The organism is Actinomadura sp. NPDC023710 (assembly GCF_040639875.1).
GTDB lineage: Bacteria > Actinomycetota > Actinomycetes > Streptosporangiales > Streptosporangiaceae > Spirillospora > Spirillospora citrea.
Genome location: NZ_JBFAGB010000060.1, coordinates 1 through 14,603, shown reverse-complemented (window position 1 = coordinate 14,603; position 14,603 = coordinate 1). Strand labels below are relative to the sequence as shown.

The window sequence follows — 14,603 nt, the reverse complement described above, 5'->3', positions numbered from 1 at the left end:
CTAGTCGATCGCGATCGGGAAGTGGTCGATGCCGCGGCCCACCCATGAGTCGCGGCGGGCGGGCTCTCCGGCGAGCCGGATGCGAGGGAAGCGGCGCAGCAGCCGGGGAAGCGCGATCCGCGCCTCCAGGCGCGACAGCGGCGCTCCGAGGCAGAAGTGGCCGCCGGCGCCGAAGGTGAGCGGCGCGGTGTAGGGCCGGTCCGGGTCGAAGCGGTCGGGCCGCCGGTAGCGGCGTGGGTCCCGGTTGCCGGCGGCCAGGATGGCGACCACCTTCGTGCCCGCCGGGATCGTCGTCCCCAGCAGCTCCACGTCGGCCCCGGCCCAGCGGCTGGTCGCCTGCACGGGCGGCTCGAACCGCAGCACCTCCTCGGCGTAGGCGGAGGCGAAGCCGGGCTCGGCGCGAAGGCGGTCGGCGAGGCCGGGATGCTCGAAGGACAGGAGGAGCGCGTGCGCCATGAAGAAGTTCGTCGTCTCGAACCCGGCCGTCAGGAGCAGCATCATGTTGCCGACCAGCTCGTCGCGGCCGAGCCCGCCTCCGTCGTCGTGCACCCGGACCAGGGAGCTGACGAGGTCCGCCTCGGGACAGCGGCGACGCCGCTCGATCAGCTCGTCGAAGTACACGGCCAGGTCGTCCATGGCCGCGTCCGCCGGGGCGAGCCGGGAGGCGTTCGTGATCCCCTCCAGGGCGGTCGTGACGTCGGCCGCGATGGCCCGGAACCACGCCTGGTCGCGCTCGGGCACCCCGAGCAGCCCGCTGATCACCGCGATCGGGAGCCGGGAGGCGAACTCGGCGATGAAGTCGACCGCCGTGCCGTCCGCGCCCGCCTCCGCCAGCGAGTCCAGGAGCCGGTCGGTGATCTGCTCGATCGCCGTCTCGTAGCCCGCCACCCGCCGGGGCGTGAACTCTCCCCGCAGCAGCCGCCGCAGGCGGGTGTGCGCGGGCGGATTGCTGTAGAGCATGGAGTCGGTGTACGCGCGCAGCGAGGAGTGCGCCCGCCACTCCGGATAGAACAGGTCGAAGCTCTCCCCGTCCTGGACGCGCAGCCGCGGATCCCGCAGCACCCGGTCGCATTCGTCGTACCCGACGGCGGCCATCACCCCGGGTTTGATCTTCACCAGGTCGCCGTGCGCCCGTATCTCCTCGTACAGGGGATACGGATCCCGGAGTCCCTCGCCCACCAGCGCCGCGAGCGCCTCACGCGGCTGCATCGTCCCCGTGGCCATCGGCTCGTCCCTTCCGCGAGATTCCTCGTTGTCGCCGCCGGCGCGGGGTTCCTCGGCCCGCCGCGGCCCGCCGTGTCCCGGGTCACCTGCCGGGGTGAAGCTCGACGATCGAAACCGCTCCGGCGGGATGGACGGAGGCGACCCTGAGCCCGGCCTCGCCAGCGAGCGCGGACAGCTCCGGCAGCGACCGCACCTTCCCCCCGCAGTAGGCGAGCATCCGCAGGTCCAACCCGGTCGGCCCGCCGCCCGGACCGACGTTCTCCACGACGAACACCGAGCCGCCCGTGCCCGCGGCCTCCGCGCAGCGGGCCAGGATGGCGCGCGCCGGATCGTCGCCCCAGTTGTGGACGACCAGGGAGAGGACATAGCCCCCGGCCCCCGGCGGGAGCGGGCCGAACATGTCGCCCGTCTCGACCTCGGCGCGGTCGGCGACGCCCGCCGCGGCCAGCGCCTTTCGCGCCGCGTCGGTGGCGGGGGGCCGCTCGACGAGCACGGCCCGGAGCCCCGGGTGCGCGGTGAGCAGCGCGACCAGGAGCGTGCCGTCCCCGCCGCCGACGTCCACCACACGGCCCAGGGACGCCCAGTCGTACGCCGATGCGATCCGGCGCGCCCGGTCCCTGCCGCCGGGGCGAAGCATGGCGCGGAAGGCGGCCTCGTGGCGGGGCTCGGCGGCCAGGTCGTCCCAGAAGCAGAGGCCGAAGCGCCGCGGGTAGGCGGGCTCGCCCGTGCGCACGCTGTGCAGCAGCTCGACGTAGCACAGCTCGGCCCGGCCGCCCTCCTCGATGTCGAGGCAGGCGCGCAGGCCGGCGGGGTGGTCGCCGCGCAGCGGCTCGCCCAGCGCGGTCAGACCGTACCGGTCGGAGTCGTCCAGGCTCAGCACCCCGCGCACCGCGAGGTAGCGCATCAGGCGGGCGAGCCCGTCAGGGTCGGCGCCGGTGGCCTCGGCCAGTTCGGGCACGGTCCGCAGACCTGACGCGAGGTGGTCGGCGATGCGCAGCGTCGCGGCCACCCGCACCGCCATCGGGGTCGCGAGCTGGGCCATCGCCCACAGCGCGGGGACGGCCTCGTCCGCCGCCGCCGACACGAGTCCTCCGTCGTGACGCGCCGGTGCGGGGCCGCCGGACCGGCGGCCCTGCGGCTCGTCAGGCTTGACCATGCGGTTCATCGATCTCCCCGGTGCGCGGCTACGGACGGAACAGGTCGGCGGCCATGGTGGTGACGCCGGCGGCGGGACGGACCGGGAAGCCGATCTGCCCGAGGACGTCCCGCCGGACGTCGACGCCGGGCGCCACCTCCGTCAGCACGAGTCCTTCGGCGGTCATCTCGAACACGGCGCGCTCGGTGACGACGAGGGCCCGCTGGCCGCGCTCCAGACCGGCGCGGACCGCGTAGGTGACGTGGTCGGCCTCGGGCACGAGCTTCTGGATCTCGCCCTCCCGCAGGATGTCGAGCCTTCCGCCCTCGCAGGAGACGTCGAGGCCCTGGGTGGTGAGGGTGCCTCCGAGGACGATCCGCTGCGCGTTGTGCGCGATGTCGACGAATCCGCCGCCGCCCGGGCTCGTGCCCGCGAAGCGGCTGACGTTGACGTTCCCGGCGGCGTCGAGCTGGGCGAAGGAGAGCGCGGCGAGCGCGCAGCCGCCGCCGTCGATGAAGTCGAACTGGTAGGTCCCGTCGACCAGCGCCTCGGGGGAGTAGTTGGCCGAGAACTGCCAGCCGCCCATGACGACGCCGCCGAAGGAGCCGTGCTCGGTGGTGAAGGTGTAGTCGTCCAGCCGGCCGTCGCGGAAGGCGCCGTCCTCCGCCATGGCCAGGATCGCGCTCGACGCCGCGCCGAACCCGAGGATCGTGGTCTCACCCGGGCGGATCTCCCGCGCGACACGGCGCGCGATGACCTTTCCCGGCCCGGGGCGCAGGCGCGGCAGGCGCCCGACCGGGTGCGGCACCGGCCGCAGGTAGCCGGGGTCGTTGCGCACCTCCGTCCCGATCAGCTCGCCCGCCGCGACCACGACGCGGTCGACGAGCACGCCGGGGACCTGCACCTCGCGCGCGGGCCGGGACCCGCGCGGCACGATCCGCGACACCTGCGCGATCACGGTGCCGCCGCTCGCCTTGACGGCGAGGGCGAGGGCGAGGGCGGCGGAGGTGAGCGGCAGGTCCTCGAAGGACAGGTTGCCGTGGGCGTCGGAGCTGCTGGCCCGGATGATCCCCACGTCCAGTGGCCAGGTGGGGTAGAGCAGGAGCTCCTCGCCGCGCAGCTCGACCACCTCCACCAGGTCGTCCTTGGCCCGGCCGGTGAGGCGGCCGCCGCCGTGGCGCGGGTCGGCGAAGGTGCCGAGACCGATGCGGGTGAGGTAGCCCGGGCTCCGCCGCGCGACCTCCCGCAGCCAGTGCATGGCGGCGCCGATCGGCCAGCTGTAGGCCTCGACGAGATCGTCGCGGATCAGCTCGGTGAGCGCCGGGCGGGCACCGGTGCGCGGATGCCGCGGATTGATGTAGGAGCCGGCGACGATCCGGCGCATCAGCCCCTCGCGGGCCACGCCGTCCATGCCGCCGATGTCCATGGCGTCGCCCGTGGCGCAGGGGAAGAAGAAGGTCAGGTCCCGGGGGGAGCCGAACCGCTCGAACCGCTCGCCGATGGCGCGCAGGACCGCGTCGGGCGTGATCCAGCCGATGACTCCGGTGCTCGCGACGGACTGCCCGTCCTCGATGAGGGCCGCCGCGGTCGCCGCGTCACAGACCTTGCCCCCCACGGCAGCAGCCGCGACATCGTCCATCGCGTCCCCTCGGCGTCGCACCGATCCCGGTCGTCCCGTCGCGGACCTGGTTCCCTCCGCACCGGACGGGGTCGAATGTCAATGCTATCAAAAACTATAGTTATCGCCCAGATCGACGGATTGCCTTCCCCCGCAGTCGCTGGATTTGGCGTTCGCGGTCGGCTTTTACAACGCGAGGCAATATGTTTTTCTAGTAGGACGTGCCCGGGTGTGGAAAGTGAGGCAGCGTGCGACGTGGTGTGGACGCCTCGTTCTCCGCCCTCCCGCTGGACTCCCTGGCCGATGCGGCGCTCGGCCGCGCGGCCGGGCTCGGGGCCGGGCACGCGTCCTTCCGCCTCGACCGCGTCCGCACGGCGCGGCTGCTGCTGCGCGACGGCGTCCTCGGCGGCGGGCAGGACGCCACGGACACGGGGCTGGCCGTGCGCCTGTGGCACGGGGGCGTCCCCGGCTTCGCCGCCGCCCCCGAGCTGACGGCGCGCGCCGCCGCCGGAGCCGCCGAGCAGGCGGTGGCCGTCGCCCGCGCGTGCTCGGCGATCGGCGGCGGCTCCGGTGAGCCGGTCGGCGAACCGGTCCACCGCGGCGCGACGTGGGTCTCGTCGTACCGGGTCGATCCGTTCGAGGTGCCCGAGGAGGAGCGCATCGCGCTCATGGCCGACTGGAGCCGGCGGCTGCTGGCCGCGCCGGAGGTCGAGCACGTGCTGGCCTTCCTCACCGTCGTCCGGGAGAACAAGTTCTACGCCGACCTCGCGGGCACGGTGACCACTCAGCAGCGGGTGCGGGTCCACCCGCTGTTCTTCGTCCAGGGCGCGGACCCGCGCGGCGGCGGGACGGCGACGCTGCGCACCCTCGGGCCTCCCACGGCCCGGGGCTGGGAGTACCTCGCCGGCGACGGCTGGGACTGGGAGCGCGAGCTGGCCGAGCTGCCCGCGCACCTCGCCGCCAAGCTCCGCGCCCGCCCGGTGCGGCCGGGCCGCTACGACCTGGTCATCGATCCGTCCAACCTCTGGCTGACCGTGCACGAGTCGGTCGGCCACACCACGGAGATGGACCGCGCGCTGGGGCACGAGGCGTCCTCGACCGGCACGACGTTCCTCACTCCGGAGGGGCTCGGCTCGCACCGGTACGGCTCGCCGCTGATGAACGTCACCGCGGACCGCACGGCCGAGCACGGCCTCGCGACGGTCGGCTTCGACGACGAAGGGGTGGCGGCGCAGTCCTGGAGCCTGGTGCGGGACGGGGTCCTCACCGGCTTCCAGCACGACCGGCGCACCGCGGGCCTGGCGGGCCTGGGACGTTCCAACGGCTGCTCGTTCGCCGAGTCCGCGATGCACGTGCCGCTGCCGCGGATGCCCAACGTCGGGCTCCGTCCCGCGCCCGGAGGCCCGTCCACCGACGACCTCATCGCGGGGATCGAGGACGGCATCTACCTCGTCGGCTCCGACAGCTGGTCCATCGACATGCGCCGCCAGAACTTCCAGATGACCGCCCAGCGATGCCATCGGATCCGCAACGGACGCCTGGAAGGTCAACTGAGCGGGGTCGCCTACCAGGCCTCGACCACGGAGTTCTGGTCGGCGCTGACCGCACTCGGCGGCGAGGACACCTACCGGGTCTTCGGCGCCGACCTGTGCGGCAAGGGCCAGCCGATGCAGGTGGCCGCGGCCGGCCACGGCTGCCCCGCGGCCGTGTTCAGGGGGATCAAGGTCATCGACACCGGCGCGGACGGGCTGCCGTGACCTCCCGGGCGGCGCCTCGGAGCACGGTTCCCGGTCCGCGGGACACGGTCGAGGAGGGCAGCAGAGATCGGTAGCGCACCACGGCTCGCGGAGCTGGCCGTCCAGGTCGGCAAGGACGCCGAGGCCTACGTGGCGATCGTCGACGAGGCCGCCACGGCGCACGCGCGGTGGGCGGGCAACGCGCTGACGTCGAGCGGTCTCACCGCGGACACGAGGCTGACGGTGATCGCCGTGACCCCGGGCGCGCACGGCACCGCGGCGGGCGTCGTCTCGCACCGCGGCGCGGTGGACGAGGAGGCGGTGCGGGCCGTCGTGGCGGCGGCCGAACGCGCCGCGCGCACGGCGACGCCCGCCGCCGACGCCCGTCCCCTGCTGACCGGCGACGTCGTGCCCTCCTCGGCGGACTGGGCCGAGCCCGCGCCCACGGCGTCGGCCGGCGTTCTCGCCCGGTTCGCCACCGGCCTCGCCGCGACGTTCGAGCGGGCCCGCGCGGAGCGCCGCCTGCTGTACGGCTACGCCGAGCAGCGGCAGCACGCCACGTGGCTGGCGTCCTCCACCGGCCTGCGGCTGCGGCACGTCCAGACCGCGGGCGTCGTGGACCTGACCGCCAAGACCGGGGACGGCGCGGCCTCGACGTGGAGCGGCACCGGGGCGGCCGATCTCGGCGAGATCGATCCGCTTCCCCTGTACGAGGGGCTGGGGGAGCGGCTCGACCGGGGACGCAGGCGCGTCGAGCTCCCCGCCGGGCGCTACGAGGTGCTGCTGTCCCCGTCGTGCGTCGCCGATCTCATGCTGCGGCTTTACCGCGCGGCCGGGGCGAAGGACGCGGTCGACGCGCGCACCGTGTTCCGCGGCCCGGACGGCGGGACCCGGATCGGTGAGCGCCTGACCGGCGCACCGCTCACGCTGCGGAGCGACCCGCACGAGCCGGGCCTGCGGTGCGCGCCGTTCGTCGCCGCCCGGGGCTCCGCCGACGTCGCTCAGGTGTTCGCGGACACCGTTTCGGTGTTCGACAACGGCCTGCCGCTCTCGCCGGCCGAGTGGATCCACGACGGCGTCCTCACCCGCCTGGTCCAGACCCGCCACTCCGCCGATCTCACCGGGCTGCCGGTCACGCCGCAGGTCGGCAATCTGGTGCTGGAAGGGCCGGGGGAGGGCCGGTCGCTCGCCGAGCTGGTCGCGACCACGAGGCGCGGGCTCCTGGTCACCTCGCTGTGGTACGTCCGCGACGTCGACCCCCGGACGCTGCTGCTCACCGGGCTCACCCGCGACGGCGTCTACCTGGTGGAGGACGGCGAAGTGGTGGGGGAGACGAACAACTTCCGCTTCAACGAGAGCCCGGTGGACCTGCTGGGGCGGGTGACGGAGATCGGCCGCACCGAACGAACCCTGCCGAGGGAGAGGGACGACTCCACGCCCCGGACGGCCATGCCCGCGCTCCGGGTGGGCGACTACACGATGTCGGCGGTCAGCGAGGCGATCTGAGCGCCGGCCCCGGCAGCTCCCGGAGACCGGCCTTCAGGGGTTCCCACCAGGCGCGGTTCGCGCGGTACCACTCGACGGTCGCCTCGAGCCCGTCCTCGAAGCGCACGCGCGGGACGAAGCCGAGCCGTTCCTCGATCTTGGTGGTGTCGAGCGCGTACCTGCGGTCGTGCCCCTGGCGGTCGGGGACGTGGTCGACCGCCTCCCAGCCGGCGCCGCACGCCTCCAGCAGCAGGTCCGTCAGGTCCTCGTTGGACAGTTCCTTCCCACCGCCGATGTGGTACACCTCGCCCGGGCGGCCCGATCGCAGCACCAGGTCGAGCGCGCGGCAGTGGTCCGACACGTGCAGCCAGCCCCGCCGGTGGCGGCCGTCGCCGTAGAGCGGTACCCGCCGGCCGTCGAGCAGGTTGGTCACGAACAGCGGGATCACCTTCTCCGGGAACTGGTAGTGGCCGTAGTTGTTGGTGCACCGCGTGACCATGACCTCGAGGCCGCGGGTCCGGTGCCAGGCCAGCGCCAGCAGGTCCGACCCGGCCTTGGCCGACGCGTAGGGGCCGTTGGGCAGCAGCGGAGCGTCCTCCGCCCACGCCCCCTGGGCGATCGATCCGTAGACCTCGTCGGTGGACACGTGCACGAACCTGCCGACGCCGTGCCGCTGGGCCGCCTCCAGCATGTTCTGCGTGCCCAGCACGTTGGTCCGCACGAAGGGCGTGGCGGTGTCGATCGAGCGGTCCACGTGCGATTCGGCGGCGAGATGGACGATCGCGTCCTGGCCAGCCACGGCCGCGTCGACCGCGTCGGGATCGCAGGTGTCGCCGTGCACGAACCGGTAGCGGGGGTGCCCGGCGACCGGGGCCAGGTTCTGCAGGTTCCCCGAGTACGTGAGCGCGTCCAGCACGGTGACGTACGCGCCCGCCGTGCCCGGCAGCTCGCCGCGCAAGGTCGCCCGCACGAACTCCGAGCCGATGAAACCGGCGCCCCCGGTGACCAGGAGTCTCATCGCCCCGCCTCCTCGGCGTTCCCTGGTGGTCGTCACGCCCGCGGCGGGCGAGACGTGCCGGGGCATCGTCTCGCCCGCCGCGGGCGTTGGTCAGGCCTGCGCGTCCCGGGGGGTGCGCACCGCGCCCGCCGTGGCGTGCGCCTCGGCGGGAGTGCTGACGGCGACGCTCAACTCGACCGGCGCCTTGCCCAGCCGCGGCCGGAGCATGTGGAACGGCTTCTCGACGAAGATGTAGCTCGCGTAGCCGACCATCACGCACAGCGCCAGTTCGACGCCCAGGACTTCCCAGTAGCCGCCGACCTCGGGCGCGAAGAGCGGTCCGACGAACTGGGCGTAGACGAAGATGTGCCAGAGATAGACGCTGTAGGAGATGCGGCCGAAGAACCGCAGCAACGAGTTGTCCAGCAGCAGGCCCGCCAGCCTGAACCGCACGCCCGGCACGGTCAGCGGCGCGAAGACGGCCACGGAGAAGGCGAGGAAGAGCCAGTAGTCGGCCGCCGCCGCCGGCGCTGCGACGTAGTCCACCAGGCGGTAGTCCGCGAGCGGGGAGAGGCAGGCCAGGACGAAGATGAGGAGCGCCCCCAGCCAGAGCTTGCCCGGATGCCGGCCGATCAGGCGGTACAACCGCGGCACCGCGTCGGGGCGCGTCTCCGCCGCGGCGGACAGCACGGCCAGCATCATGCCCACCGAGAGCCAGCCCATGTAGCTCATCGGCCAGAAGTACTGCGTCGGCCACAGCTTCATCGGGTCGTCCCTGAACTGCGGGAAGTGGAGCCAGGTGAAGAAGCCGAAGCCGATGAACACCGGGAAGGCCAGCGGCACGAGCAGCCGCCGCACCCGGGCCTCATAGCTTTCGGCGCGCCGCGCGTACCGGTGGAGGAGCCAGGCGAACACCGGCATGGCCAGGTAGAACAGGAAGTCGTTGGCGTTGCTCCAGGTGTGCATCATCCCCATGGGAATGGCGCCGTGCTCCCAGATCTGCAGCAGGAGCAGCGGGCGGACCCATTCCCAGACCCCGTGGACGGTGTCGCGGTTGAGCACGAGGAGAGCGGTGATCGTCAGTACCCAGTAGGCGGGCAGGATCCGCAGCGCCCGGCGCCAGAAGTAGCGCTTGGCGTTCGGCTTCCGTTCGCCGGTGAGCGTGTACAGCGCGAACGCGCGGTACAGCAGGTAGCCGGTCATCACGAACCAGATCGGGAAGGCGACCGCCACCCGGTTCAGCATGATGGCCCAGACGCCGTTCCCGGTGGAGTGCATGTAGGACCAGCCCTGAACGCTGGTCGCCACTCCGGTGTGGCCGAGGACGACGAGGAGCACGACGGCGCCGCGCAGTCCTTCGAGCTCCGGGATGAACTTCCGAGGCCGGTCCGATGCGGGATCGGGTGCGGCGGCTCCCACAGCATCCCCGCCGGATGCCTTCGTTACCATGGGCGTTTCTCCCATCTCGCACGACCCTGGATTCGACGGGTCGAAGCAAAGAGCAGATCGGGTCAGACGGTCCATCGAGGTCGGCCGCGGCCTCGCCCCGGCGGAATTCGGCCGCGTTCCAACGACGGCGCGCGGGGACGATCAGCAGTCCGGCGCCGCCGGAAGAGGCGGCGCGTTCCCCGTCACCGTGCCGTGCTCACGCGTGGGATGCCGTCGGAGTCAATGACGATCCCCCACCCCCCGATTTCCTCGGTGGGGTCACCGAGGATCTGTCGCCGGACACGCTCGGCGGGTCGTCCGCCGTGGACCGGATCGCTGTCCCGCGCCAATGCGGCACCGCCCTCGGGGCCATGTGGACCACCTTTACCCGCCAAAGGTCCTACACTTGAGAAAACGATAGCATTGACGTCGCAGGACGCGATAGTAGGGGACATAGGGGAATCTGACTTGAATAACTAGTATCGTGAAAGCCGGTCGAGAGCCTGAGGAGGCGGTCGATGCCCCACCCCGGAGAGTTCCGCGCGTCGCTGGGTTCCACCGATCTGCGGATCAGTCGCCTCGGCCTCGGCACCGTGAACTTCGGCGGCCGTGTGGACGGGGCGGACGCGCACCGCCTCATGGACCACGCCCTGGCGAGCGGCATCAACCTCGTCGACACCGCGGACATCTACGGCTGGCGCGTCTACAAGGGCCACACCGAAGAGGTGATCGGGGACTGGCTCGGGGCGCGTCCGGGCCGCCGGGACGAGGTCGTCGTGGCCACCAAGGTCGGGGGCCCGATGAGCGACGACCCGGGCGACCGCGGCCTGTCGGCGCGGCACATCGTCGCGGCGTGCGAGGCCTCCCTGCGCCGGCTGAACACCGACCGGATCGACCTCTACCAGATGCACCAGGTGGACCGGTCGGTCCCCTGGGACGAGATCTGGCTGGCCATGGAACTGCTGATCGGCCAGGGCAAGATCCGCCACGTCGGCTCGTCCAACTTCGCCGGCTGGGACATCGCCCTGGCCCAGGAGACCGCCGCCCGCCGCCGCGTCCCGGGGCTGGCCTCCGAACAGTGCGTCTACAACCTCGTCACCCGGCACGCGGAGCTCGAGGTGATTCCCGCGGCGACGGCTCTCGGGCTCGGGGTGCTGGTCTGGTCGCCCCTGCACGGCGGCCTGCTCGGCGGCGTGCTGCGCAAGAAGGCGGAAGGGACCGCGGTCAAGTCCGCGCAGGGGCGCGCGGTCGACGCGCTGAAGGAGCACGAGGCGGCCATCGCCGACTATGAGCGGTTCTGCGCGGACATCGGGCGGGACCCCGCGGAGGTCGGCCTCGCCTGGACGCTGTCCAGGCCGGGTGTGACCGGCGTCCTCGTCGGCCCGCGCACCCCCGACCACGTCGACGGCGCGGTCAGGGCACTGGACAAGCCCCTGACCGAGGAGGAGACCGACCGGCTGGAGGCCCTCTTCCCGCCGGTCGGCCGCGGCGGACCGGCGCCCGCCGCGTGGATGAGCTGATCCCGTCTTGACGCGATGTCTGCCGCTGGGAGGACGAGACAGGTGACCCCGCCGAACCACAGGGACCCGCGCTCGCTGGCACGCGAGTCGGACCAGGAGCGCGACGTGCGCGAGCGGCTCACCCGGCTGCTGCGCGACACCCCCATCCCGCCCGAGTACCTGATCGACAACCTGGCGCTGTACCTGCGGCGCCACCAGCTCACCGACCTGCTGTGCATGGACGCGCTGTACCGCATGATCCTCGACGTCCCCGGCGTGATCATGGAGTTCGGCGTGCTCCACGGGCGGCACCTGGCCACGCTGACCGCGCTTCGCGGCTGCCACGAGCCGTACACCTCGGTGCGGCGCGTCATCGGTTTCGACACCTTCACCGGTTTCCCCGACATCGCCGACGTCGACCGGGCCGGGCCCAATGCGGTGGCCGGCCGGTTCGCCGTGAGCGAGGGCTACCCCGACCACCTGCGCGAGGTGCTCGACGCGCACGAGTCCGGCGAGCCCTTCGCGCACGTCCGGCGGACCGCGGTGGTCCAGGGCGACGTCCGCGAGACCCTGCCGCGCTACCTCGCCGACAACCCGGAGACCGTGATCGCGCTGGCCTATTTCGACCTCGACATCTACGCGCCGACCCGCGCCGCCCTGGAGGCGATCCGGCCCTACCTGACCAAGGGCAGCGTGCTCGCCTTCGACGAGATCGCCTACTCCAAGTGGCCGGGGGAGACGGCCGCGCTGCGCGAGGCCGTCGGCCTCGACGTGGTGACCCTGCGCACCCTCCCCGGCCGGGAGCCGCCCATCACCTACCTGCGCTGGGGCGAGTAGCGCCCGTCCGCCTCGGCCTCGGTTCGGCCGCGGCGGACTCCGACGAAAAGGCCGTACCCGTTCAGGCCGGCCTCCTCGTGCTCGACGTCGCATCCGGAGTCCCGGAACGCCGCCAGGAACTCGTCCGCGGTGAACATGGTGAAGGTCTCCACGGTGCGGAACTCGCGGATGCCCGCGGGACGGCCCACCAGCCAGCGCACGTCCATGTGCGCGGCCCGGTCGCGCCGGATCGAGTGGGAGACCCGCGCGACGACCGTGTCGCCGTCCCGCACCAGGTCGGCTCCGACGAACCCCTCGATGAACCTTTCCGGCGGCCACCAGGGTTCGATGACGAGCACCCCGCCGGGGACGAGATGGCGGGCCATGGCTCCGACCGCGGCGCGCATGGCGGCGACGCTCGGCAGATAGGCGATCGCGGTGTAGAGGCACGTCACCGCGTCGAAGGCGCGGCCGAGGGCGAAGGCCCGCATGTCACCGTCATGGACGGTCACTCCCGGCAGCCGCCGCACGGCCCGCTCGCGCATCGCGCGTGAGATCTCCAGGCCCTCGACGTGGTCGAAGCCCGACCGGAACGCCTCCAGGTGGGCCCCGGTGCCGCAGGCGACGTCGAGAAGGGACCGGGCGCGGGGACGGTGCTCCCGGATGCGCCGCGTGACCTCCGCGGCCTCCTCGCCCCAGTCCTTGCCGCGGTGCCGGTACGTCAGCTCGTAGACCTCGGCGTGCTCCGGGCCGAAGGCGACGTCGCGCTCCGAGGCGGACACGGGGGTCTCCCTTCTCGCCGTCAGATGCTATATGTAACTTAAGTAAATCGTACAGCCGAGCGCGAACGGCGGCCAGATCCGGGGGCCGTGGACGGAGGCGGGCATGGCAGGTATGGCGGGTGTGAACGCGGGCTCTCGGCTGAGGGCGCCGAGCGAGGAGCCCGAGCTGGACCGGCGGCTCGCCGCGTCGGCCGAGTACCGGCCGCGCCCGGCCGGGGACATCGTCGACTGGCTGGCCGAGCGCCGCCGCCGCGTCCCGGTCCAGGTGACGCGCATCCCGTTCGAGCGCATGGCCGGATGGTCGTTCGCTCCGGACTCGGGCGACCTCGTGCACGAGAGCGGCCGCTTCTTCACCGTGGGCGGCATCCACGCCCGTACCGACTACGGCGCCACCCCCGAATGGCGGCAGCCGATCATCTACCAGCAGGACGTCGCGATCGTGGGCATCCTCGCCAAGGAGATCGACGGCGTCCTGCACTTCCTGATGCAGGCCAAGATCGAACCCGGCAACGTGAACACGGTGCAGCTGTCGCCGACCGTCCAGTCCACGTCGAGCAACTACCTGCGGACGCACCGCGGCGCCCGGTCCCGGTTCGTCGAGTACTTCACCGAGCCCGGGCGGGCCCGGGTGCTGGTCGACGTCCTGCAGTCCGAGCAGGGGGCGTGGTTCTGGGCCAAGCGCAACCGGAACGTGGTCATGGAGGTCACCGACGAGGTGGAGCCGCACGACGACTTCGCCTGGATGACGCTCGGCCAGATCCTCGACCTCCTGCACCACCCCAACGTCGTGAACATGGACTCCAGGACCGTCCTGGCCTGCCTGCTGTCCTCGGCCCCGTACATGGGCGCGCTGCCGGGCGACGGGGCGCCGGCCGCCTCCGGGAGCGCGCTCCTCTCGCCGGTGCAGGTGAGGAGCTGGCTCACCGAGCGCAAGTCCGCGTACACGCTCACGACGCGCGCGGTCCCCCTCGACTCCGTGGACGGATGGGAGCGGGACGCCGAGGCGATCCGCCGTCCCGACGGCAGGTACTTCAGCGTCGTCGGGGTGGAGGTCCACGCGGGCAACCGGGAGGTGTCCGACTGGTGCCAGCCGCTGCTCGCGCCCAGCGGCACCGGGCTGGCCGCCCTCGTCGTCCGCCGCATCAACGGGGTCCGGCACCTTCTGGTCCGCGCCGACCTGCGTCCGGGATGCCGCGACACCGTGGAGCTCGGCCCCACCGTGCAGTGCACCCCCGAGAACTACGAGGACGCGACCGGCGAGCGGCGCCCGCGGTATCTCGATCTCGTCCTGTCCAGAGCCGTCCGGGTGCAGTACGACGTGGTGCAGTCAGAGGAGGGCGGCCGGTTCCGGCAGGCCCTGACGCGCCATCTCGTGGTCGAGGTCGGCGGCGGCTTCCCCGCCCAACCGCCTCCGGACTTCTGCTGGCTCACGGTGCCCCAGGTGATGGAGCTGGCCCGCCAGAGCTACCAGGTCAACATCGAGGCCCGCAGTCTGCTGCTCTGCCTGCACGCACTGTGAGCGCGCTCAGCGACGGGCGCGGCCGTACCGGTACATGGTCAGCGGCGCGAAGACCGCGACGAGGATCGCGCAGGCCAGGAACGCCCAGCCCATCTGGCCCGCGGTCACGGTGCCGTCCATCAACCCGCGCATGGCGGTCGTCACGACGCTGATCGGGTTGACCTTGATCAGCGCCTCCAGCCAGCCCGGCATCGTCTGCTGCGGCACCATGACGTTGCTGGCGACGACGAGGACGAACAGGAGCGTCCAGCTCAGCGTCTGCGCCGCGGTCGGCGTCCGAACGCTGACGCCGACGAAGGTTCCGATCCAGGCGAGGCTGAAGGCGAACACCTGGAGGAACAGCAGCGCCAGCACCACGCCGGCA

Annotated in this window: 12 protein-coding genes; 5 read left to right on the top strand and 7 right to left on the bottom strand. The window is 72.6% G+C overall.

The window, feature by feature from the left end; all coding sequences use genetic code 11:
* From AB0H37_RS41225 to AB0H37_RS41215, 3 genes are all read right to left on the bottom strand, one after another.
* Nucleotides 1–1,224, bottom strand: coding sequence for a cytochrome P450 (locus AB0H37_RS41225; RefSeq protein WP_360618077.1), 1,224 nt, complete (start codon nt 1,222–1,224; stop codon nt 1–3).
* A gap of 82 nt (nt 1,225–1,306) precedes the next feature.
* The gene (locus AB0H37_RS41220) at nt 1,307–2,389 is read right to left on the bottom strand and encodes a methyltransferase (RefSeq protein ID WP_360618076.1); all 1,083 of its coding nucleotides are present in this window, start codon (nt 2,387–2,389) and stop codon (nt 1,307–1,309) included.
* Nucleotides 2,390–2,408: 19 nt separating this feature from the next.
* On the bottom strand, nt 2,409–3,998 hold the full coding sequence (locus AB0H37_RS41215; RefSeq protein ID WP_360618075.1) for a CoA-transferase: 1,590 nt from the start codon (nt 3,996–3,998) through the stop codon (nt 2,409–2,411).
* A 227-nt stretch (nt 3,999–4,225) separates the two neighbouring features.
* Between AB0H37_RS41215 and AB0H37_RS41210 the strand changes: the two genes are divergently transcribed.
* Nucleotides 4,226–5,734 (top strand): TldD/PmbA family protein, encoded by a 1,509-nt coding sequence (locus AB0H37_RS41210; RefSeq protein WP_360618074.1) that lies wholly within the window; start codon nt 4,226–4,228, stop codon nt 5,732–5,734.
* Nucleotides 5,735–5,863: 129 nt separating this feature from the next.
* Nucleotides 5,864–7,219, top strand: coding sequence for a metallopeptidase TldD-related protein (locus tag AB0H37_RS41205; RefSeq protein ID WP_360618072.1), 1,356 nt, complete (start codon nt 5,864–5,866; stop codon nt 7,217–7,219).
* Here AB0H37_RS41205 and rfbB read toward each other — a convergent pair.
* Both rfbB and AB0H37_RS41195 read right to left on the bottom strand, forming a co-directional pair.
* Nucleotides 7,203–8,216, bottom strand: a complete 1,014-nt coding sequence (rfbB, locus tag AB0H37_RS41200) for a dTDP-glucose 4,6-dehydratase (RefSeq protein WP_179834691.1) — start codon at nt 8,214–8,216, stop codon at nt 7,203–7,205. The two genes, AB0H37_RS41205 and rfbB, sit on opposite strands and share 17 nt — an antisense overlap.
* Nucleotides 8,217–8,306: 90 nt before the next feature.
* Nucleotides 8,307–9,644 carry an acyltransferase gene (locus AB0H37_RS41195; protein ID WP_360618071.1) on the bottom strand — a complete coding sequence of 446 codons (1,338 nt, stop codon included), beginning with the start codon at nt 9,642–9,644 and terminating at the stop codon, nt 8,307–8,309.
* Between the two features lie 497 nt (nt 9,645–10,141).
* Here AB0H37_RS41195 and AB0H37_RS41190 point away from each other — a divergent pair, with 497 nt between their 5' ends.
* Both AB0H37_RS41190 and AB0H37_RS41185 read left to right on the top strand, forming a co-directional pair.
* A complete protein-coding gene (locus AB0H37_RS41190) occupies nt 10,142–11,143 on the top strand; it encodes an aldo/keto reductase (protein ID WP_179834693.1) in 1,002 nt (333 codons plus the stop codon).
* A gap of 42 nt (nt 11,144–11,185) precedes the next feature.
* Nucleotides 11,186–11,959: a class I SAM-dependent methyltransferase gene (locus tag AB0H37_RS41185; RefSeq protein ID WP_329091225.1), complete on the top strand. Its 774-nt coding sequence runs from the start codon at nt 11,186–11,188 to the stop codon at nt 11,957–11,959.
* Here the strand turns inward: AB0H37_RS41185 and AB0H37_RS41180 are convergent.
* A complete protein-coding gene (locus tag AB0H37_RS41180; RefSeq protein ID WP_329091223.1) occupies nt 11,938–12,720 on the bottom strand; it encodes a class I SAM-dependent methyltransferase in 783 nt (260 codons plus the stop codon). The genes AB0H37_RS41185 and AB0H37_RS41180 overlap by 22 nt on opposite strands.
* 103 nt (nt 12,721–12,823) lie before the next feature.
* Between AB0H37_RS41180 and AB0H37_RS41175 the strand changes: the two genes are divergently transcribed.
* Nucleotides 12,824–14,239 (top strand): NDP-hexose 2,3-dehydratase family protein, encoded by a 1,416-nt coding sequence (locus AB0H37_RS41175; RefSeq protein ID WP_229810765.1) that lies wholly within the window; start codon nt 12,824–12,826, stop codon nt 14,237–14,239.
* A 6-nt stretch (nt 14,240–14,245) separates the two neighbouring features.
* On the opposite strand, the gene AB0H37_RS41170 is transcribed toward AB0H37_RS41175, so the two are convergent.
* On the bottom strand, nt 14,246–14,603 hold a 358-nt coding region (locus AB0H37_RS41170; RefSeq protein ID WP_360618069.1), incomplete at its 5' end, for an ABC transporter permease.